We start from the raw sequence: 21169 nt of genomic DNA on the forward strand, positions 1-21169 counted from the left end.
CCTGCGCGGCGCGGCATGGCCCCGCCCATGCCTCCTCTTGCATCAGCCCTGCTTGCGCCTGAATACCAGCTTATCGACGCTGGATTCGGCGGCGGCATAGGCGTAGCCTTCGCTGGCAAAGCCCTGCAAAGCGTCCACCGCCGAGATTTTATTTTCAATGACATGGCGGGCCATCAGGCCACGCGCCCGCTTGGCATGGAAGCTGATCACTTTCCAGGCGCCGTTCTTGTAGTCCTGGAAGACGCATTGCACCACCCGGGCCTGCAGGGTTTTCAGGTCCACCGATTTGAAATACTCTTCGGATGCAAGGTTCAGCACCACCCGCGCCTTTTTCGCGCCCGGCATCGCATCCAGGCGTTCATTCAGGTGGGCGGCAATCGAACTGCCCCAGTATTCGTACAGATTCCTGCCCTTGCCGGTTTCCAGCCGCGTGCCCATTTCAAGCCGATAGGGACGCATCAGGTCCAGGGGCCTGAGCACGCCATACAAGCCGCTAAGCAGCGCCAGGTGTTCCTGCGCCCACTTGAGCTGCGCATCCGACAAGCTGGGCGCATCCAGGCCTTCATAGACATCGCCGTTGAAGGCCAGCACGGCCTGACGTGAATTGGTCTGATCGAATTGCGGCTTCCAGGCGGCATAGCGGTCTACGTTCAGCCTGGCCAATGCCTCGCTGATCTTCATCAAGTCGGCCACTTCGGCGGCGGACTTTTTCTTCAGCACCTTGATCAGGCCGGCCGCCTGATCCGCGAACAAGGGTTGCGTATGCAAGGTGGTGCGCACAGGCGTATCGTAGTCCAGCTTTTTCGCCGGCGACAGGAGCAACAGCATTATGATTTCCTTCAATGATGGGTATCAGGCGCCGCCGGCCGCAACCGGCGGCCACGATCGCCATGAGGCGGCGCCCTGCTTCGCGGGTATCCCTACCCTTGCGCAGTCGGCTAGCGGGCCGTCCAGCCGCCGTCCAGGGTCAAGGTCGTGCCTGTCATCTGGTCGGCCGCTTCCGAACACAGGAATACCGCCGCGCCCGCCAATTGCTTGGGCGTGACGAACTGCAGGGAGGGCTGCTTCTCGGCCAGCAGCTCTTTGGCCGCGGTTTCGATGTCGGATCCATTCTTTTGCGCCAATGCTTGGATCTGTTTTTCCACCAGCGCCGTGCGCACCCATCCCGGGCAGATGGCATTGCACGTGACGCCATTGCCGGCGTTCTCCAGGGCCGTGACCTTGGTCAGGCCGACCACGCCATGCTTGGCCGCGACGTAAGCGGATTTGTTGACCGATGCCACCAGGCCGTGAGCCGAGGCGATGTTGATGATGCGGCCCCAACCCTGCTTCTTCATGTGCGGTAGGGCGGCTGCCGTGCCATGGAAAACAGCCGAAAGATTCAGGGCGATGATGGCGTCCCAGCGATCGACCGGAAAATTCTCGATGAGGTCGGTATGCTGGATGCCGGCGTTGTTGACCAGAATGTCGATGCCGCCCAGCGCCTTGGCGGCCGCATCGATGAATTCGCGCGTCGCGCCCGCCTGCATCAGGTCGGCATTGATGTAATGCGCCTTGACGTCGAACTCCAGCTCGATATTGACCCGCTCTTTTTCAATGGCGGCGGGATCGCCGAAGCCGTTGATGATCACATTGGCGCCATTGGCAGCAAACTCGCGGGCCATGGCCAAGCCTATGCCGCTGGTCGAACCTGTAATGACTGCATGTTTACCTGTAAGCATGTCGTTCCTTTCTTATCGGGTCGAAAAAGCCCTGCATTCCGGCATTAGTTTACCGCCCGATGCAGCCTTCCCCGGCAGTGGCCAGGCTGATTATGATTTTTTTTATTTCCTTGCTAGAATAGCGGACTTGCCTACTTGGGCCGCTTGATCTTCGACCAGACCTCAAGCAATGGCCTTGCCGGCAATGGCAGTAAAAACGCAGTAAACAGGACAGGTGGCAGAGTGGTCGAATGTACCTGACTCGAAATCAGGCGTACGGTAACCCCGTACCGTGGGTTCGAATCCCACCCTGTCCGCCATGAATTCGCCCGCAACTGCGGGCAACAGTAGAAAACCCGCAATGTTTGCCGACATTGCGGGTTTTTACGTCTGTATGCCGCAGGCAAGCGCCGCGCGGTGCGTGGCCCTTGCCGCATGCCTGGGCTGCATTCCGCCCAGGGCGCACCTGCCGGCTAAGGGCGCTTCATGGCGCAGGTGGTGGGCAGCTCCGCTTCCGTAGCGGGAATCACCTCGTCCGTACGCCAGCCAAAGCCCGTTCCTTCCTGGTCAAGCTGTACCGTGGTGCCGTTCGTTTTCGACCACGTTGCAACATACAGGGGCTGCTGCAGTTGATGATCGCTGGCGCGCATCGTCGCTTTCCCTCCGGACAGGCTGTCGACCTCCATGCCTTCCATGGCGCGCGCCACCTCGACGGGTTCGGTGGAGCCGGATTTTTTGATGGCCTTCGAAAGCAGCTCCACGGCGGGATACGCCTGCATCCAGGTCAAGTCGTCGTTGTGCTTTTTCTTGAATCCTTCGACAAGCTCGCGTCCCTTATAGCCTTCGTTATTGACGTTGCCAACACCAACGTACTTCACGCGATCAAGCCCACTCTCACCCATGGCTGTCGGCGCCCCCTTCAGCACCGCATAATAGGTATAGAAGTTGGCGTCCAGCCCTGAAGCGCGTGCGGCACGAATCAGCAGGGCCAGATCAGAGCCCCAGTTGCCGGTGATGATGGTGTCGGCGCCCGAAGCGATGATTTTCGCCACATAAGGCGAGAAATCCTTGACCTCGCCAATGGGGTGCAGGTCGTCGCCCACGATCTGGACGTCAGGACGCTTCTCGGCTAGCATCTTCTTGGCTGACGCACTGACCGAACGCCCGAACGCGTAGTTCTGCCCAATGATGTAGACCTTCTTGACGTCCTTGTTCTTGGCCAGGGTGTTGACCAACGCCTGCATCTTCATGTCGACGTTGGAGTCGACGCTGAAATGCCAGAAGCTGCACTTGCCGTTGGTCAGGTCGGGGTCGATGGCCCCGTGGTTGATGTACAGGACTTCCTTCCCGGGATTGCGCTCATTATGTTTGTTGATGGCGTCGACCAGGGCGAATGCCACACCCGAACCGTTCCCCTGTGCCACGTAGCGGTAACCCTGGTCAATGGCGCGTTTGAGCTGGCTCAGACTGTCTTGAACGCCAGCCTTGTTATCGAAGCCGACGATTTCAATGGTGTGCTCGCCCGCCCACTTCTCCTTGTTGGCCAGTTCACTGAAGTATTGCCAGGTGCGAAGCTGGTTCTCGCCCAGGGCGGCAAATGATCCCGACAAGGGGTCGATAAGCGCAACCTTGACGGTATCGGCGTGCGCCATGCCTGTGGCCAGACTCATCGTTACAGCCAATGTGCCCAGCTTGAGTTGTGTTGCAAATTTCATTGCGTCTCCTGTATTGATTAAATAACCACCTAAACTTCCAGCCAATCCTTACGCACCTGATGCGCGTCGCGAAGATCGCCTGGTGCTCCTTCAAACACTATCGTTCCGTGGCCCATGACATAAAGCCGCTGAGAAATATCGAGCGCGATGGCCAGCTTCTGCTCGACCAGCAGCACCGCAACGCCGCGCTCGCGAAGGATGTCGAGGTAGCTCGCCACCTGCTCGACGATCTGCGGCGCCAGCCCTTCGGTGGGTTCATCGATCATGATGAGCCTTGGATCGCCTATCAATGAGCGGCATAAGGTCAGCATTTGCTGCTCTCCACCGGACATCACCCCGGCCGCAGTATGCCGGCGTTCCTTCAAGCGAGGAAACATTTCATACATGTCGTCGATGGACCATTGGGAACGTTTTCCGCGCTTCTGCCCGAGCAAGAGATTCTGCTCCACCGTCAGCGCCGGAAACACGTCACGGCTTTCCGGCACGTAACCCAGGCCTTGATGCACGATTTCATGGGTTTTCATCCCATTCAGTTCCTTGCCATCGAAGACGACTGAACCCGTCGAGCGAACCAGGCCCATGATCGCTTTCACCGTCGTTGATCTGCCCACGCCGTTGCGGCCCAGCAGGCTGACGATTTCACCGGCGTCAATACGAAGGTCGACGCCTTGCAGCACATGGCTTTTTCCGTAGTAGGCATGAAGCCCGGAAATTTCAATCAATGCCATCCATCACCTCTTTCTTCTGATCTTTTTTGACACCCAAATAGGCTTCTTGAACCTTGGCATTGGCGCGAATGTTCTCCGGCGTGTCGCACGCGATGACCTGACCGTAGACCACGACGGCAACGCGATCGGCCAGGCCGAACACCACCCCCATGTCGTGCTCGACGATCAGTAGCGTCTTGTCCGCGCTGACTTTCTTTATCAGCTCGATCGCGGCATCGCTTTCGCCACGGCTCATGCCGGCCGTGGGCTCATCGAGCAAAATGGTATGGCCCCCGCCTGCCACAGCCATGCCGATTTCCAGTGCGCGTTGCTCCGCGTAGGTAAGCAGGTTCACGGAAACATCGCGGCGAGACGCCAGGCCGATCAGTTCCAGCACTTCCTGCGCCCGATCGTGCAAAGGCTTGAGCTGGCTGATGCGCTTCCAGAAGGTATATCGATAACCTTGCGCCCACATCGCCGCCGACAGGATGTTTTCATAGACGGTCTGGCGGCTGAACAGATTCGTGATCTGGAAACTGCGACTTAAGCCGCGCTGGTATATTTGCTGGGCGTTGCAGTCGTTTATTCGGTCACCATCGAACCAAATTTCACCGGAGCTGACGGACAGTCGTCCGGAGATAAGGTGGAACAAGGTCGACTTCCCCGCGCCGTTGGGCCCGATGACGGCCAGCCTTTCGCCTTTTCTTACCTTCAGATCCAGCCCTCTGATGATTTCGGTTTTGCCGAACTGTTTCTGTACATTCTTCAGCTCGAGAATATTCTGTGTCATTGCCCTTCTCCTTCAAGCTGCTCGGTATCTTCCGCAAGCTGCCTGAACAGCGCGCGCCCCGAGGGCTTGATGGTCAACACGCCTGCAAGAAGGATGGCAATCGCGACGCCCCATGCCATGAGTCCTTGATGATCCAGGCTCAGGCCCCAGAGCAACAAGGGGTTTGAGCTTCCTTCGGCCCGATGAAACAGCAGTTCGATCAGGAGGATGGAGCCGGCCACCAGCGCTATGATGCTTAGAAGAAGCCGGATGAACAATGCGTAGCGCTTGTGAAGGGCCGTTTTCCGGACTACATCCACACTGGGCTTCAGCAAACTGATGATGCCGCCGGGCGCATAGACCACCACAAGGATGAAAACAATGCCCAGGTACATCTGCCAGCCGGCCGTGTAGTCGGGCAGAAGCTTGGTCAGCAGCACTCCGATCACCGCACCGAGCATTGGTCCGAAGAAGCTCGTCGTGCCCCCGATGAAGGTGAACAGCAGCACTGCTCCCGATTCGTGCAGGCTCAATACCTCGTCCGTGGCAATCTCGAAGTTGATGGCCATGAGCGATCCGCCTATGCCCGCGAATACGCCCGAGATCATGAGAGCCATGTATCGCAGCATATGGGGGTTGAATCCGATGAATGGGATGCGCTCCTCGTTGTCGCGCACTCCGTTCAACAGACGGCCCAGGGGCGTCCTGGTCAGGTAGAAGGTGGCCATCACGGAAATCAGCAGCCAGAACGCCACCAAATAGTAAACCTGGATCTGAGGGCCGAAGTTCCAGCCAAGAATGGCGTCGCCGTACACCCTGTTGGTGGAAACGCCGCCCTCACCGCCGAAGAAGCCGGGAAACATCAAGGAGCTGGCATAAGCCATTTGCCCAATTCCCAAGGTGATCATTGCAAAAGCAACACCCGAGATGCGTGTAATGACATAGCCTATCAAAGCCGCGAAGGCCAGGCCGGTCAGTGCGCCGACGATAGGAATCAAAGGCAGTGGCATCCAGAAAGCGCCCCCTCCCGCCAGATTCATGGCATGAACCGACATGAAGGCGCCCAGCCCCGAGAATGCGGCATGTCCGAAGGAAAGCATGCCGCTTTGGCCAAGCAGTATGTTGTACGACAAAGCCAGGACGATGCCCGTCCCCATCTGTGTAAGATGAGAATGCGCCAGCGACGATGTAAATACATGGGGCGCCAACAGCAGAACAGCCGCGAAGCCCAGCCACATCAGCAGTATCCGAGAGCTCGTCAACCGGCCAGTCCCTCCGGCAATCAATGAGTGTGTAGTCATGACTCAGTTCTCCCGCTTACCCAACAGCCCCCGCGGGCGGAATATCAAGATCAGCACCAGAAGCGCATACGGCAGCATGGGCGCCACTTCCGATAAGCTGACCGCCAACACCGCATGCCCGAATGCATCAGGGCCAACGTTCAGGCCCGCGGCCGTCAGCAGGTCCAACGGCGATACGTCGATGGCAATGGAGAAGGTCTGGATGACCCCGATGAGCAGTGACGCCAGAAGCGCGCCCATCAGTGAACCCATGCCACCAGCCACGACCACTACAAAAATGATGGTGCCCAAGGTTTCTGCCATACCCGGTTCGGTGACAAGGGAGTTGCCGCCGATCACGCCGGCCAGTCCGGCCAGTGCGCAACCGCCGCCGAAGACGAGCATGAATACCCGGGGAACGTTATGGCCCAGGGACTCGACCATCTCTGGATGGGTCAGTGAGGCCTGTATGATCAAGCCGATACGGGTGCGGGTGAGGACGAGATACAAAGCCAGCAGCGTCAATACTGCAATCAACATCATGAAGGCCTGGTATTTGGGGAATGTGGTGGTGTAGATGGTGAACAGCGGGCCTTGCAGAATTTCCGGAATTCCATAGGGCACGGCGGAGCGCCCCCATATCAGCTGAACCCCTTCGAGTATGAGATATGACAGGCCGAACGTATATAGAAGCTCGGCCACATGGCCGTGCTTATGCACAGCGCGCAAGCCATAGCGCTCTACGACGATGCCCACGGCTCCCACCAGCAACGGTGCGAGGATGAAGGCCGCCCAGTACCCGGCCATCCCGCTGATGGTGTAGGCGAAATAAGCCCCCATCATATAAAAGCTGGCATGGGCAAAGTTCAACACACCCATCATGCTGAAAATAAGGGTCAGGCCCGAAGAGAGCATGAACAAAAGCAAGCCGTAGCTCAGGCTATTCAAAAGAGAGATCAGGAAGAACTCCATCTATGTCTCCAACGCATTGTTATTCATATTGTCTCCACTGTCGTTGATCGGTGATCACCAGCCTCACGAGCGCCAGGAAGGCGCGTCTGCGCCCTCCTTTTGTCGCTTTAGAGCGAGATGTGGGCACTGCCTTTCAGAGCCAGAGTCTGGCGGGCTTCATCGGGTGTCGCCGCCGTCAGCGAGAGCTCTTCGAGGATGCGCTTGATCTTCTGAACCTGGTCGGCACACGAGACTGCAAGCTTGCCCGACTCCAGATAAAGGCTGTCTTCAAGGCCGACGCGCACGTGGCCACCCATGATGGCGCCCATCGTGATCAGGGGCATCTGGTGTCGCCCCGCGCCTAGAACGGAGAACTGATAGTTCTCGCGGCCAAAGAGACGATCGGCGGTGGTGCGCATCAAGGCCAGATTTTCCGGATCCGGGCCCATTCCGCCCAGGATGCCGAAGATCATCTGGATGAACAGGGGGCCCTTGATCAAGCCGGCATCGACGAAGTGCGCCAGATTGTATAGATGGCCGAGGTCGTAGCATTCGAACTCGAAGCGGGTTCCACAGTCGTCGCCAAGCACCTTCAGGATATGTTTGATGTCCTTGAAGGTATTGCGGAATATGAGGTCTTCCATGCCTTCGATATAAGGCTTCTCCCAGTCGTACTTCCATTCCTTGATTTTTTGTGCCGCCGGGTGGATCGAGAAATTCATCGACCCCATGTTGAGCGAGCACATTTCCGGCTTGAGCTTAAGCGGATAGGCGAGCCTCTCTTCCAGCGTCATGCGCGTGCTGCCGCCGGTGGTGATATTAAGGACCGCATCGGTCTGTTCGCGGATACGCGGCACGATCTTGTCGAATATGGCGGGGTCGGCCGTCGGGCGCCCGTCCTTGGGGTCCCGCGCATGCAGATGCACGATGGCCGCCCCGGCGTTGGCTGCGTCCACGGCATTCTGAACGATCTGATCCGGTGTCAGAGGCAGATAGTCGGACATCGAAGGCGTGTGGACGGCGCCGGTGACGGCGCAAGTGATGATGACTTTGGATGAATGTGCAGCCATTGCGTATTTCCTAGACGTGTTGAGCTTGACCCGAACGAGAGCTAAGTAGATCGTCGAAGCGGGTGATGTTTGAGAATGTGGGAACCTGACGCCGGCTCTGCGCCTCGAGAACCAGTTCGATGACGCGGTCGTTGAAGGGGGTCGGTATGCCAAACTGCCGGCCCGTATCGCGGACGATGCCGTTGATGAAGTTGATCTCGGTATCCCGGCCTTTCTCCAGATCCTGGAGCATGCTGGCGCGCAATTGCCGATGCTGGTTCCAGATCCGCTCAATCAGGGGGATCTTGGCGTCCACGTCGGCCGCCGAAGCCAGAAAAAACTGCTCGAAGTCCTCCCCTTGCATCGGCGCCATGCGGTGTCCTGCGGCATGTGCGGCACGCAACGTCTCGTCGGCCAGGAATGCGATGCAACGCAGGGCGCGTGCGTCGTCCATTACTTCTCCGAAGGTGCAGCCCAGGGCAGCGGACATGCCACTGAACGTGGCGTTCATCAGTACTTTCGACCAGCGTATTCCCATCAAATCGGGCAAGATACGCGTGGTACCCACGCAAGAAAGGTAGGCTTGAACCTGGGCTAGGCGCGGCCGTGCCGCGCCATCGATTTCGCCGATCTCGAAGGCAAAATTCCTGACGGTTTCTTCCCGGGTAGTCAGTTGCGAGACCCCAGGCCCGACCCATGTCGCGCCGAAGCCGACCGCGCCGCCTATGGTGCGCTGCGCGGAAACGTATGAGGCGACCCGTGGCTCCGGGATGCCATTTTGCAGAGTGCAGACAATGCTGTCGTCATGCAGGAAGGGCAGCAGGTGCCGCAGCACAGCGTCGTTGGCGGTCTGCTTGTTCAGGAGAAACACCAAGTCGTATTGCCCGGACATTTGACTGGGCGTCAGCGCATGCACCGGTACAAGAAGGTCCATCTCCCCGGTGATTCGTGCACCCACGCGGCTCATTACCGCAACGTGCTCTTCATTGGCGTCAATCAGGTCGACCTGACGGCCGCGATGGGTCATCAGTGCGCCAATGATGGTGCCCAATGAGCCGGCGCCGATGATTGCTGCTCTCATTTGTTCTCCTCTTCCCTCGCCGGGCGTCCGGCAGAAGCCCGAATCCCTGACGCGATATTGTTCTGGAATCTTGATGCGCCAAAGTGATAAAATCGATCACATAAACAATAATCGATTTTTTATGATGTTTTGTCAAGGGCTGCGGCGAACGCCGACCGTGGTAGCCTTGCCAAACGCAATTGGAAGAGGAACAAAACATGGGGTGCAACATTGTCGAATACTGGTAAGAGCCTGACGGAAAGCGTGTATCTCTCGCTGCGCGACGACATACTGACTTACCGTCTAAAGCCCGCGACCAAGCTGAATATCGCTTCCATGGCGAAATCCAGGGGTGTCAGCCTCAGTGCGGTTCGCGAAGCGTTGGCCCGCCTGAGCTCAGATGGGCTGGTCGTCACTGAACCGCAACGGGGCTTTCGCGTGGCACCGGTGTCGCGTGCCGACCTGCTCGACCTTACCGAGCGCCGGGTTGCGATCGAGGGACAGTGTCTGGAGAATTCAATCCACAATGGCAGCCTGGCCTGGGAAGGTCGTGTACTGGCCAGTCTTCACGAACTCAGCCGCACCCCCGTACGCCTTGAGAATGAGTTCAATCCGGCATGGATCAGTACGCACGTGCGCTTCCACGCCACACTGGTCGAAGCATGCGATAGCCCCTGGCTGATGCGTATCCGCGAACTGCTGTTCATTCATTCAGAACGCTACCGTGTGCTGTCCATCCACATTGACCGGCCTCATCTGGATTCCGAACACCAGGACATCGCCGAGGCCGCCATCACGCGAGACACGGAACGCGCCGTTGACCTGCTGACGGAACACGTGAAATTGACGGCCAAGATCATCCTGGAAAACGAGACGGGAGGGAGCGAGTCGCCCTATCTCGCCGCCTAGCTTCATCGGTGCACCTGCGCGCAGGTGCTTAGGATTGATTTCCGCAGCTCGTGGAGAACATACCTTCTACTTCTTACCACTGCCCGCCCCGACTACGCCGCAGCGCTGCATTGGACAGGAATTTTCATCCAAGAAGGCCGCTTACCATCCGCTGATGCGAGGCCAGTAAGCCTCTATTTGCGATGAACCTGCAACAACGTGATAGCCGTCATGCTGAGCCGCAGTCGAGCATGCATGGTTGGGCAAAATACGCAACAAGGTTCCAACCGGCAGCATCGGCGTCAAGCTGGTGTCGTCACGGTGCACGATGATGCCATGCTCCTGGTTGGCTTGCTGCATGATCAAGCCGGGCAGCGGTATCCCGGCCTGATCGCAGACCACGCCATAGCCCTGGTCGACTTTCTGGCCGGACGTGCCCCGATCGCGCGACATGGCCATCCAGCCGCCGTCGGTGATGATCCAGCCCTTCTCTTGCTGATGTCCGATGACGGAGCACAGCACCGAAAGCGCAATGTCGGATTGCTCGCACACGCCCAGCCCATGCATCACCAGGTCGAAAAAGACGTAGACACCCGCGCGCACCTCGGTGACGCCATCGAACGAACGGGCGAAATGCGCCGTCGGCGTGCTTCCTACACTGACGACCGGCGCCGGATAATCGGCCGCCCGCAAGCGTTGGGCGGCGCGTACGGCCCCCGCTCGTTCAAGCTCGGCCACCTTTTCGATGTCGGCGGTGCTTGGGCAGTTGTACGAGTCGCCCGCATGCGTCATGACGCCGGACAGCCAGGCCCCGCCGGCTGCCTCGGACTTGCCCAGCTGCGCCGCAATCTCCAGCAGAAGCGGCGCCTCGGGCGGGACGCCCGATCGATGCCCATCGGTATCGATCTCGATGAGGACGGGAATCGTCAGTTCCGTACTACGGCAGAATGCCGCCAGGGCCCGGGCCGTCTCGACATTGTCGAGCACGACCGTCATTCGGGCTCCGCGCTGGACCAGGTCGGCCACATGGGCGAACTTGTTGGCCGCAATGCCCACCGCATACAGGATGTCGGCCCAGCCGTGCTCGAAGAAGTACTCCGCCTCTTTCAGCGTCGATACCGTGATGGGCGATCCGGGCGCGCCGATGCGCCGGGCCACGTCGGCGGACTTGTTGGTCTTGACATGGGGCCGCAGCGCCACATCGAAGCCGGCGAGGCGATCACGAAGACGCGCGATATTGCGGTCCATCGCAAGCCTGTCGAGGATCAAGGCGGGAGTTTCCAGTTCGTTCAGTTGCATGTCCGTCCATGGTGATGGGTAAGCGGCCTAGCGGCCCGCCCAGGTGTCTTGCGTTGGCAAAGCGGCCGCGCATTGCCACAATTCTCGCAAAAGCCTATAGTGTTTCCAAGTGTCATGAGTTGGTAAAAGGGGGCGTAGCGCCCTTTGGATTTCGGCTTTGGCATGCATATCATGACAGGCCGGCTTGCTAGCCTAAGGAGATCGTCATGAAAATCGAATCCCTGAACCTGGTCGTCGATATCAATCACGATGGCGCCTACAGCATGTGGGAACTCTGGGAAGCGGTCAAGTTCGTCTATCGGGTGCCTGGCAATCTTCTGGTCGAAGGGCTGGGCCACATTCCCTACGTATCCTCCTTCCTGGGCATCAGGGCATCCGAGGCCGCGGGCTACGGCAGCCTGGACGGCCTGCTGTCGATTACGCTTTCCCTGATGTTCTGGATCGTGGTGCTGTTCAGTGCGCTGACCCTGTCCTCACCATCGGAAGACGACGCCGGCGACAGTGCCGAAAAGGCCCCTGGTCCGGCGCTGGAGGCACCCTCGGGTTTTCCCCTGGAAAAAAGCGGCCACACCCCATCGGCTGGCGCCCGGGATGACGGCGCCTGGGTCTCGTCCGCGGTTCGCGGCCACCTGCCGGTCAGCCGCTCGGCCTATTCCGCCCCCGGCAGCGCCAAGCACAAGAAGCCGCGCCGCCGCCACATGATCAGCTATCTGATCCGGCATGCAAAATAGCAACGCAACCAAGCGCGGGCGTTATCAAATGTAATCCAGCTGTACATGGGCTGAATGGCTGTAGCTTTTGGAAGCGTTTTACCTGTTTCACCTAACCGTTCTGAAACCAATAAACGGCACAATAGGCTGAACGAATTAAGCAAACAGGTGCTCGCATGAAAAAACTGCTATTGATCGCGGCGGCCGCCACGGCCATGATGGGCTCCACCGCCGCCATGGCCCGCGTCGACGTCGACATTTCCATCGGGGTGCCGGGCGTCATCTACAGCGAGCCCGATTACTATTATCCGCCCGTCCGTTATGTGGAAAGGCCCCGCGTCGTGATATTGCCGGAACGCGTGTACAGGCCGGCGCCCGTTTACCGATCCCGCTATTACCGGGAAGAGTACCGCCCGCGACACTACAAGCCGCATAAGCACTACAACAAGCACCATCATCGCGGCCATCGCGGCTGGGATCGCTAAACAAACAGGCCCGCCATTGGCGGGCCTGTTTGTTTGACAGCGTTGCCGTCAGGCCGCCGTCAACCGATCGGCCCCGCCCATATAGGCGCGCAGCGCCTCGGGCACGGCCACGCTGCCGTCTTCCTGCTGATAATTCTCCAGCACCGCCACCAGGGCGCGGCCCACGGCCAGGCCTGAACCATTCAGGGTGTGCAGGTATTCAGGCTTGCCTTTTTCCGGCCGGTAGCGGGCCTGCATGCGGCGCGCCTGGAAAGCCTCGCAATTGGATATCGATGAAATTTCGCGCCAGGTATTCTGGGCCGGCAGCCAGACTTCGATATCGTAGGTCTTGGCCGAGCCGAAACCCATGTCGCCGCCGCAAAGCAATACGACCCGGTAGGCCACCCCCAAACGCTGCAGGACGGTTTCGGCATGTCCCACCATCTCTTCGAGCGCCGGATAGGAGGCCTCGGGATGGACGATCTGCACCATTTCCACTTTGTCGAACTGATGCTGGCGTATCATGCCGCGGGTATCCCGCCCGCCGCTGCCGGCCTCGGACCTGAAGCAGGGTGTATGCGCCGTCAACTTCAACGGAAGCTCGTCCTGCGCGACGATGGTGTCGCGCACCGAACCGGCCAGGGTGATCTCGGAAGTGGAGATGAGATAAAGGTCTTCGCGGGCGATGGCATTGCCGTGTTCGTCGTGATCGGCGTCGTCATCCTGCCCGCCCTTGGTCACCCAGAACATGTCGTCCTTGAATTTGGGCAACTGCCCGGTGCCGAACAGCGTGGAGCTGTTGACGATGTAGGGCGTGTAGCATTCCTGATAGCCGTGCTCGGTGGTTTGCAGGTCCAGCATGAACTGGGCCAGCGCGCGATGCAGGCGGGCAATGGGCCCGCGCAGCATCATGAAGCGGGCGCCGGACAGCTTGCGGGCCGTCTCGAAATCCAGTCCCATGGGTTCGCCCAGGGCCACGTGATCCTTGGGCTCGAATGCAAACGGTGCCGGATTGCCGTCGGCGTCGGTGGCCATGCCCGGCGGCAGCCAGCGGCGCACCTCGACGTTGTCGTCGCTGTCCTTCCCCGCGGGCACGCTTTCGTGCGGCAGATTGGGGATGGTCATGAGCCACTCGTTCAGCTCGCCCTGCACCGCGGCCAGGTCCTGCTCCAGCTCTTTCAGACGGGCCGGAATCTGCTGCGATTCGGCCATTTCCTTGCTGGCGTCCTCGCCCTTGGATTTCAGTTGGCCGATCAGCTTGGAGACCGCATTGCGCCGCGCCTGCAGCGCTTCGGTTTCCACTTGCACCGACTTGCGCCGGGCTTCGAGCTGGTTGAAGCGGTCGGTGTCGAAGGCAATGCCGCGAAGCTGCAGGGCCTTGACGACGGTGGGCAGGTCTTTGCGCAACTGATTGGGGTCTAACATAATCAACCAAGAAAAAAATTAAGGGATGCGGCGGCCGTGCCGGCGGCTATCCGGACTTGCTCTGCTTGTCCAACTGCCGCAGGAAGGCCAGCTTTTCGGAGATTTTACCTTCTAGCCCGCGGTCGGTCGGCTTATAGAAGCTGGCCCGCAGGCCATCGGGAAAATAGTTCTCGCCCGCCGCGTAGCCATGCGGCTCGTCGTGCGCGTAGCGGTAGGCGCGGCCGTGGCCAAGCTCCTTCATGAGCTTGGTGGGCGCATTGCGCAAATGCATGGGGACCGGCGCGCTGCCGTTTTCCTCGGCATAGCGCCTGGCCATTTTGTAGGCGCTGTACACCGCGTTGGACTTGGCCGCGCAGGCCATGTACACCACGGCCTGTGCCAGGGCCAGTTCGCCCTCCGGCGATCCCAGGCGCTCGTAGATGTCGGCGCCATTCAGGGCCAGCTCGGTGGCGCGCGGGTCGGCCAGCCCTATGTCTTCGATGGCCATGCGCACAATGCGCCGCGACAGGTAGCGCGGGTCCGCCCCGCCGTCCAGCATGCGGGCGAACCAGTACAGAGAGGCGTCCGGGTCCGAACCCCGGACGGCCTTGTGCAGGGCGCTGATCTGGTCGTAGAAGGCGTCACCACCTTTGTCGAAGCGGCGCAGGTTCTGCGACAGCGAAGTCTCCAGCCAGGCGCTGTCTATGAGGGCCACGCCCGCGTCGCGCGCGGATTCGGCCACGACTTCCATGGCATTGATGACCCGGCGCGCATCGCCGTCGGCCCAGCGCGCCAGCTGTTCGCGCGCGGCGGGGTCGAAATCCAGCAGCAGGCCGCCCGGGCCGGCGCCCTCCGCCTCTGCAAGCTTGGCCGCAACATCGCCGGAGGTCCCGGACTCCAGGGGGAGTCCCGATGCGTCGAGATTGAGCAGGTCGACGGCGCGGTCGATGAGTTCCTGCAGTTCGTCGACCGACAGGGATTCCAGTACGTAGACGCGCGCGCGGGACAGCAGCGCCGAATTGACCTCGAAGGAAGGGTTTTCGGTCGTGGCCCCGATGAAGGTGAACAGGCCGCTTTCGACATAAGGCAGGAAGGCATCCTGCTGCGCCTTGTTGAAGCGGTGCACCTCGTCGACGAAAAGGATGGTGCGCCTGCCCTGCCCCTGGGCGACCTGAGCGGCAACCACCGCCTCGCGTATGTCCTTGACGCCGCCCAGCACGGCCGAGATGGCCAGGAACTGGGCATCGAAACCATCGGCCATGAGGCGCGCCAGCGTGGTCTTGCCCACGCCGGGCGGCCCCCAGAAAATCATGGAGTGCGGCCGCCCCGACTGGAAAGCCACGCGCAGGGGCTTGCCCGGTCCCAGCAAATGCGACTGGCCGACCACCTCGTCCAGGGTCCGGGGACGCATGCGTTCGGCCAGGGGCGCGTGCGCGGATGCGCTGACGGGCCCGAATAAATCATGGGTGCTTGCCATACAGGCCTACTGCATGTTCACGACGTCGACGCCGGCGGGCGGAGTGAAGGTGAATTCATCCGCGTCCAGCTTGGGATTGGTCACGATTCCGCTAAGATCGATGCGCGTCGTCTGGCCGAACGAATCCAGCAGTTCCAGGCGGGCGGGCAGGCCGTCACGAAAGCCGATATCCACATGCGTGAACCCCGCATCCGCGCCGCGCGGCTTGGCGCGCAGCCAGTCCAGCCCGTCTTTGGCGGACAAGGCGGAAATATCGAAGGCCTGCTCCAGGGAGCCTGAGCCAAACAGGATGGCCGCCGGCGAAGCGCCCAGGGACTGGTCCACGCCGCGCACGCTGACCTGGGCCAGGTCGGGATCGTACTGGTAGACCTGCTTGCCGTCGGAAACGATGAGCTGTTCGTACGGCTTCTTGACCGCCCACCGGAATTTGCCGGGGCGCAGGAATGAGAACTCGCCCGTTTGAGGAGCCTTGCCCTGCGACGGGCCATCCACGCGCTGCTGGCTGAACTGCCCCGTCGCCGAAGGAACCTCGGCGATGAATTTACGCAATTGCGCGGGCGCATCGGCCGACCAGGCCAGCAAGGGGCTGGCAGCCATGCATGCGGCCGCCACAAGGTGTCTAATCTTCATTGGAGGCATTCCCCGCTGGTACCAGGATTTCACGATTGCCATTGGACTGCATGGCGGAGACAAGCCCGGCCTGTTCCATTTGCTCGAGCAGGCGGGCCGCGCGGTTGTAGCCTATGCGCAAGTTGCGCTGCACCGACGAAATGGATGCCCGCCGGTTTTTCAATATGACTTCCACGGCCTGATCATACAGGGGATCGGACTCGGCGTCGGCAAAGCCGGTCACGCCGCCCACGCCGTCGCCGGTTTCGCCTTCGAGGGCGCCTTCCAGCAGCCCTTCGATGTAGTTGGGCTCGCCCTGCTCTTTCAAGGCTTCCACGACGCGATGCACCTCGTCGTCATGCACGAAAGCGCCATGCACGCGCGCCGGCAGGCCGGTGCCCGGCGGCAGGTACAGCATGTCGCCCTGCCCCAGCAGCGTTTCGGCGCCCATCTGGTCCAGTATCGTGCGCGAGTCGATCTTGGAAGAAACCTGGAAGGCGATGCGGGTGGGAATATTCGCCTTGATCAGGCCCGTGATGACGTCCACGCTGGGACGCTGGGTGGCAAGAATAAGGTGAATACCCGCCGCGCGGGCCTTCTGGGCCAGGCGGGCGATGAGCTCTTCGATCTTCTTGCCCACCACCATCATCAGGTCGGCCAGCTCGTCGATGACCACGACGATCATGGGCAGGGTGGACAAGGGCTCGGGCGCATCGGGCGTCAGCGAAAATGGATTGGGGATGGGCTCTTCCCGCTTGATGGCGTCGCGTATCTTGGTGTTGTAGCCGGCCAGGTTGCGCACCCCCATCTTGCTCATCAGGCGATAGCGCTTTTCCATTTCGCCCACGCACCAGTTCAGGGCATTGGCGGCATGGCGCATGTCGGTGACCACCGGCGCCAGCAAGTGGGGTATGCCTTCGTAGACGCTCATTTCGAGCATCTTGGGGTCGATGAGGATCAGCCTGACCTGGGTGGCATCGGCCTTGTACAGCAGGGACAGGATCATGGCGTTGATGCCAACGGACTTGCCCGAACCGGTGGTGCCCGCCACCAGCAAGTGAGGCATCTTGGCCAGGTCGGCCACGACCGGATTGCCGGCGATGTCCTTGCCCAGCGCCATGGTCAGCAACGAGGCGCTGGCATGATAGGTTTGCGATCCGATGATTTCAGACAGCTTGACCATTTGCCGCTTCGGATTCGGCAGTTCCAGGCCCATCAGGTTCTTGCCCGGTATGGTTTCCACCACGCGGATGCTGACCAGGCTGAGGGCGCGCGCCAGGTCCTTGGCCAGATTGACGATCTGGCTGCCCTTGACGCCGGTGGCCGGCTCGATTTCGTATCGCGTGATGACGGGCCCGGCCTGGGCGGCCACGACGACGGCCTTGACGCCGAAGTCGGACAGTTTTTTCTCGATGAGCCGCGAGGTGTATTCGATGGTTTCCGGCGAAACCATCTCGGCCTGCTCGACCGGCATGTCCAGCAGGCCTATGGCCGGAAGGTCGCCCGATCCGCCCGGCTCGGTCGGCGCGGCAAACAGGGTTTTCTGCTTTTCCTTTTCGACGCGCGCGGATTTGGGCACCGACGTGATGGCGGGCTCGATGCGCACCGGTTGCTCGTGCACCAGTTGCTCTTGCTTGGCGACCACGATCTCGTTGCGCTCGGCTTTCTTGGCCTGCCCCACCTTGCGGTCCTCGCGCGCCGCCTTGAACTCCAGCAGGCGGCGAGCGGCCTTTTCGATGACCAGGCCCACCCGCTCGGCCACGACAAGCCAGGAAAAGCCAAAAAACAGGCTGGCGCCCACCGCCGCGAAGACCAGCAGCAGCAAGGTGCAGCCGGTCGTGCCCATGGACAGGGACATGATGTGGGCCAGCAACTGGCCCAGCTGGCCCCCGGCTCCGGCCGGCAGCTCGGCGCCGAATTGCTTCAATTGCAGGGCTTCCGTGCCCATCGCGCCGACAAACAGCAGGAAAAAGCCGATTCCGACTTCCCAGCGCACGCGCGGCAGGGGCTCTTCGCGGTTGGGCAGCAGCAGGTGGGTCAGGCGATAGAAGCCCAGTGCGACCCGCTGGGCCAGCAGCACCACCCACAGCCAGGCGGAATAGCCGAAAAGGAAGAGAAGGAAGTCGGCGATATAGGCGCCCAGCGTCCCGCCCTTATTGAGTATGGCCGTGCTATGCACCGAATGCGACCATGCGGGGTCGGACGGATGCCAGGTGGCCAGCACCAGGCCCAGCCAGGCCGCCAGCGCGGCGAAGACGATCCAGCGCGCTTCGCGCAGCAGGCCCGACAGCCGGGACTGCAAGGGGGAAGGACCATTACGCACGTTGCGGGAGGAGCGCGGGGATGTAGCGGGTAATCTAGCCATGGACTCATTATAATTGGCTGTTCATATTTTTCGGATTTTCTGCGATGACGACTCCAAAACACGCCAAAGTACTGATTTTAGGCTCGGGGCCCGCGGGCTACAGCGCCGCGGTGTATGCCGCCCGCGCCAACCTGAATCCCGTACTGGTCACCGGCCTGGAACAAGGCGGTCAGCTCATGACCACCACCGACGTGGACAACTGGCCGGCCGACGCCCAGGGTGTGCAGGGTCCCGATCTCATGCAGCGCTTCCAGGCGCATGCCGAACGCTTCAACACGGAAATGATCTTCGACCATATCGCGAGCGTCGACGTGTCCAAGAGGCCTTTCACCCTTACCGGCGACACTGGGGCTCAGTACACCTGCGACGCGCTCATCATCGCCACGGGCGCGTCCGCCCAATACCTGGGCCTGCCCAGCGAACAGGAATTCATGGGCCGCGGCGTATCGGGCTGCGCCACCTGCGACGGTTTTTTCTATAAGAACCAAGATGTTATCGTTGTCGGTGGCGGCAATACGGCCGTCGAGGAAGCCCTTTACCTGTCCAATATCTGCCGCAGCGTCACCCTGGTCCACCGCCGCGACAAGTTCCGTTCCGAACCCATCCTGACCGACAAGCTCATGGACAAGGTCGCCAACGGCAACATGAAGCTCAAGCTGTTCTATCAGCTGGAGGAAGTCCTGGGCGATCAGTCGGGCGTGACCGGAGCCCGGCTGCGCAATACGCAAACCGGCCAGACCGAAGACCTGCCGGTTACCGGCGTGTTCATCGCCATCGGGCACAAGCCCAATACCGCCATCTTCGAGGGCCAGCTGGACATGGCCAACGGCTACATCGTTACCCGCAGCGGCCTGAACGGGCTGGCCACCATGACCTCGGTTCCGGGTGTGTTCGCGGCCGGCGACGTCCAGGATCACGTCTATCGACAAGCCATCACCAGCGCCGGGACGGGCTGCATGGCCGCCCTGGACGCACAGCGGTGGCTGGAGAATGCGGGCGAATAAAAACGGGCGCAGCGGCCAGCCCGCCCATGGGCTGGCCGATCTGAAACGCCTGCGCAAGGCGGCGGCCCAGGCAGCCGCCACCCCCGATACGGCTCCGCCCGCGGGCACGAAAGCCACGAAAACCGCCAAAACCGCCAAAGCCGTCGAACCGGCGCTTAGCCGCGACGATGCCCTGCTGTTCCGGCGCGCAATGAAAACCGTGGAACCCATCAAGGCGGCCCGCCGGACCCTCCTTCCCGTGCAGCGACCTGTCGCCGCAGGCGATATATTGCGCCAGCGGCGCGAGCGCGCCACGGGACTGGATCCCGTGCGCCTGCCGCAAACGTCCGACCATTACAGCCCGGCCACTGCGGACGGGGATGATTCCCGCTACCTGCGCATGGGTCACGGCCCCGACCTCATCAAGGGGCTGCAACGCGGCAAATGGCCTGTAAGCGCCAGCCTGGACCTGCACGGCAGCACGCTGGAGCAGGCGCGCGAGCGGCTGGACCGCTTCCTGGAGTCCTGCATGGCGCACCGGATCAAGTGCGTGCGCATTGTCCATGGCAAGGGCTACGGCTCGAAAGATGGCGCATCCGTGCTGAAGCAGACCATCCGGCGCTGGCTGACCCAGATCGACGGCGTTGCCGCCTATGCCGAGTGCTCCGAGCGGGATGGCGGCGCCGGTGCGGTGCATGTATTATTACGGACCGATGCGGCCAGCCCCTGAAGCTTGGGAAAGCCTTCCGCGTGGCGGGAATCCGGAAACAACAAAAGCAGGGACCATTCATGAGCTGGCTTTATCTTGCGATTGCCATTGCCGCCGAAATCGTTGCCACCACGGCCTTGAAGGCATCCGATGGGTTTTCCCGTTTATATCCTTCGGCCATAACGGTGGTGGGCTACGGCCTGGCTTTCTATTGCCTGGCCATCACCTTGAAGACCATACCCGTGGGCATCGCCTATGCCATCTGGTCGGGCGTGGGCATCGTGGCCATTTCATTGATAGGCTATGTGCTGTACAAGCAAGCGCTGGACGCGGCGGGGTTGCTGGGCATCGGCCTGATCGTGGCCGGCGTTGTGGTGCTGAACGTGTTTTCCAAATCGGCCATGCACTGAGCCGCCGCCGAATACCAGGGTGGCCGTCGCCGGCCAGAGCCATGCCGTGTTCCGTGCCCACATGACAAAGGCCGACGATTGTGTCGTCGGCCTTTGTTGTTTATATTTTTTATGGGTTCTGCAACTTTCTTATATACCGATTTATCGGCTTGCCCATGCAGGGCTTTGTCTCCTCACCTGCATGAACGGAATTGTGCATGATTATTACGGCTCGAACACTTAGGGAATGCACTAAGTTAATGCCTATTTTGTCTAAATAAGTGCCGCTTTTTACGATATTGGTGCATCGGCGGCCCTCAGCACCATCTTCCGGACTGCCTTTTTCTCCACCCAATCCCGGCTCAAGGCGTCGAAGGCCAGATAATGCGGCGATCGCAGATGCGTATCGATCGCCGCCTGGTCGTCATAGATCTCATACAGGAAGAACAGCGCCGGGTCGTCGGGATCGCGGCAGACATCGAAGCGCCGGCAACCCGCCTCGTCGGTCAGCGACGCGGCGGCATTGCGCAGGATGGCCGATTCGAATGCCTCGATGTGCGCCGGCCGGATACGGAATTCGACGAGAAGAACGAGCTGCTGGGACGGATTTTTTGTCATGACGGATACGGCGCCTGGTCTGG

21 protein-coding genes and 1 tRNA gene are annotated in these 21169 nt (G+C 60.7%); 7 read left to right on the top strand and 15 right to left on the bottom strand.

Annotation, left to right across the window (positions count from 1 at the left end; all coding sequences use genetic code 11):
* Positions 1-42: 42 nt before the first annotated feature.
* The gene (gene yaaA, locus OEG81_RS12745) at positions 43-828 is read right to left on the bottom strand and encodes a peroxide stress protein YaaA (protein ID WP_264129629.1); all 786 of its coding nucleotides are present in this window, start codon (positions 826-828) and stop codon (positions 43-45) included.
* Between the two features lie 110 nt (positions 829-938).
* Positions 939-1721, bottom strand: a complete 783-nt coding sequence (locus OEG81_RS12750; RefSeq protein ID WP_264129630.1) for a 3-hydroxybutyrate dehydrogenase — start codon at positions 1719-1721, stop codon at positions 939-941.
* 208 nt (positions 1722-1929) lie between these two features.
* Here OEG81_RS12750 and OEG81_RS12755 point away from each other — a divergent pair.
* Positions 1930-2020, top strand: a tRNA-Ser gene (locus tag OEG81_RS12755).
* A gap of 153 nt (positions 2021-2173) precedes the next feature.
* Here OEG81_RS12755 and OEG81_RS12760 read toward each other — a convergent pair.
* The 7 genes from OEG81_RS12760 to OEG81_RS12790 all read right to left on the bottom strand — a co-directional run bounded on the left by OEG81_RS12760 (position 2174) and on the right by OEG81_RS12790 (position 9252).
* Positions 2174-3415, bottom strand: coding sequence for a branched-chain amino acid ABC transporter substrate-binding protein (locus OEG81_RS12760; protein ID WP_264129631.1), 1242 nt, complete (start codon positions 3413-3415; stop codon positions 2174-2176).
* A gap of 29 nt (positions 3416-3444) precedes the next feature.
* Positions 3445-4143 carry an ABC transporter ATP-binding protein gene (locus OEG81_RS12765; protein ID WP_412034066.1) on the bottom strand — a complete coding sequence of 233 codons (699 nt, stop codon included), beginning with the start codon at positions 4141-4143 and terminating at the stop codon, positions 3445-3447.
* Entirely contained in the window at positions 4130-4912 is a 783-nt protein-coding gene (locus OEG81_RS12770; protein WP_264129632.1) for an ABC transporter ATP-binding protein, read from the bottom strand. The genes OEG81_RS12765 and OEG81_RS12770 overlap by 14 nt, the downstream gene beginning before the upstream one ends.
* Positions 4909-6192 (bottom strand): branched-chain amino acid ABC transporter permease, encoded by a 1284-nt coding sequence (locus OEG81_RS12775; RefSeq protein ID WP_264129633.1) that lies wholly within the window; start codon positions 6190-6192, stop codon positions 4909-4911. The genes OEG81_RS12770 and OEG81_RS12775 overlap by 4 nt, the downstream gene beginning before the upstream one ends.
* 3 nt (positions 6193-6195) lie before the next feature.
* The gene (locus OEG81_RS12780) at positions 6196-7143 is read right to left on the bottom strand and encodes a branched-chain amino acid ABC transporter permease (protein WP_264129634.1); all 948 of its coding nucleotides are present in this window, start codon (positions 7141-7143) and stop codon (positions 6196-6198) included.
* A 107-nt stretch (positions 7144-7250) separates the two neighbouring features.
* The gene (locus tag OEG81_RS12785) at positions 7251-8192 is read right to left on the bottom strand and encodes a 3-keto-5-aminohexanoate cleavage protein (protein ID WP_264129635.1); all 942 of its coding nucleotides are present in this window, start codon (positions 8190-8192) and stop codon (positions 7251-7253) included.
* A 10-nt stretch (positions 8193-8202) separates the two neighbouring features.
* A complete protein-coding gene (locus OEG81_RS12790) occupies positions 8203-9252 on the bottom strand; it encodes a ketopantoate reductase family protein (protein ID WP_264129636.1) in 1050 nt (349 codons plus the stop codon).
* Positions 9253-9462: 210 nt separating this feature from the next.
* On the opposite strand from OEG81_RS12790, the gene OEG81_RS12795 reads away from it, so the two are divergent.
* The gene (locus tag OEG81_RS12795; RefSeq protein WP_264129637.1) at positions 9463-10140 is read left to right on the top strand and encodes a GntR family transcriptional regulator; all 678 of its coding nucleotides are present in this window, start codon (positions 9463-9465) and stop codon (positions 10138-10140) included.
* Between the two features lie 141 nt (positions 10141-10281).
* Here OEG81_RS12795 and OEG81_RS12800 read toward each other — a convergent pair whose 3' ends face one another.
* Positions 10282-11418, bottom strand: a complete 1137-nt coding sequence (locus OEG81_RS12800) for a DSD1 family PLP-dependent enzyme (protein ID WP_264129638.1) — start codon at positions 11416-11418, stop codon at positions 10282-10284.
* 206 nt (positions 11419-11624) lie between these two features.
* Here OEG81_RS12800 and OEG81_RS12805 point away from each other — a divergent pair, with 206 nt between their 5' ends.
* Positions 11625-12149 carry a hypothetical protein gene (locus tag OEG81_RS12805; RefSeq protein ID WP_264129639.1) on the top strand — a complete coding sequence of 175 codons (525 nt, stop codon included), beginning with the start codon at positions 11625-11627 and terminating at the stop codon, positions 12147-12149.
* A gap of 155 nt (positions 12150-12304) precedes the next feature.
* Positions 12305-12613, top strand: a complete 309-nt coding sequence (locus OEG81_RS12810) for a virulence factor (protein ID WP_264129640.1) — start codon at positions 12305-12307, stop codon at positions 12611-12613.
* Between the two features lie 48 nt (positions 12614-12661).
* Here the strand turns inward: OEG81_RS12810 and serS are convergent, their stop codons facing one another.
* Genes serS through OEG81_RS12830 form a run of 4 tightly spaced genes read right to left on the bottom strand, consistent with a single transcriptional unit; the run spans position 12662 to position 18447 of the window.
* On the bottom strand, positions 12662-14017 hold the full coding sequence (serS, locus tag OEG81_RS12815; RefSeq protein WP_264129641.1) for a serine--tRNA ligase: 1356 nt from the start codon (positions 14015-14017) through the stop codon (positions 12662-12664).
* Between the two features lie 46 nt (positions 14018-14063).
* Positions 14064-15473, bottom strand: a complete 1410-nt coding sequence (locus tag OEG81_RS12820; RefSeq protein WP_264129642.1) for a replication-associated recombination protein A — start codon at positions 15471-15473, stop codon at positions 14064-14066.
* Between the two features lie 6 nt (positions 15474-15479).
* Entirely contained in the window at positions 15480-16103 is a 624-nt protein-coding gene (lolA, locus tag OEG81_RS12825) for an outer membrane lipoprotein chaperone LolA (RefSeq protein ID WP_264129643.1), read from the bottom strand.
* Positions 16093-18447, bottom strand: a complete 2355-nt coding sequence (locus OEG81_RS12830; protein ID WP_264129644.1) for a DNA translocase FtsK — start codon at positions 18445-18447, stop codon at positions 16093-16095. The genes lolA and OEG81_RS12830 overlap by 11 nt, the downstream gene beginning before the upstream one ends.
* 44 nt (positions 18448-18491) lie before the next feature.
* Here OEG81_RS12830 and trxB point away from each other — a divergent pair, with 44 nt between their 5' ends.
* The 3 genes from trxB to OEG81_RS12845 are packed head-to-tail and all read left to right on the top strand — an operon-like array spanning position 18492 to position 20549.
* Positions 18492-19451 carry a thioredoxin-disulfide reductase gene (trxB, locus tag OEG81_RS12835; protein WP_264129645.1) on the top strand — a complete coding sequence of 320 codons (960 nt, stop codon included), beginning with the start codon at positions 18492-18494 and terminating at the stop codon, positions 19449-19451.
* Positions 19438-20160, top strand: a complete 723-nt coding sequence (locus OEG81_RS12840; RefSeq protein WP_264129646.1) for a Smr/MutS family protein — start codon at positions 19438-19440, stop codon at positions 20158-20160. The genes trxB and OEG81_RS12840 overlap by 14 nt, the downstream gene beginning before the upstream one ends.
* 59 nt (positions 20161-20219) lie before the next feature.
* A complete protein-coding gene (locus tag OEG81_RS12845) occupies positions 20220-20549 on the top strand; it encodes a DMT family transporter (protein WP_264129647.1) in 330 nt (109 codons plus the stop codon).
* Between the two features lie 270 nt (positions 20550-20819).
* On the opposite strand, the gene OEG81_RS12850 is transcribed toward OEG81_RS12845, so the two are convergent.
* Positions 20820-21146 (bottom strand): putative quinol monooxygenase, encoded by a 327-nt coding sequence (locus OEG81_RS12850; protein WP_264129648.1) that lies wholly within the window; start codon positions 21144-21146, stop codon positions 20820-20822.
* Positions 21147-21169 lie beyond the last annotated feature (23 nt).

The organism is Pollutimonas sp. M17, assembly GCF_025836975.1.
Classification (GTDB): domain Bacteria; phylum Pseudomonadota; class Gammaproteobacteria; order Burkholderiales; family Burkholderiaceae_B.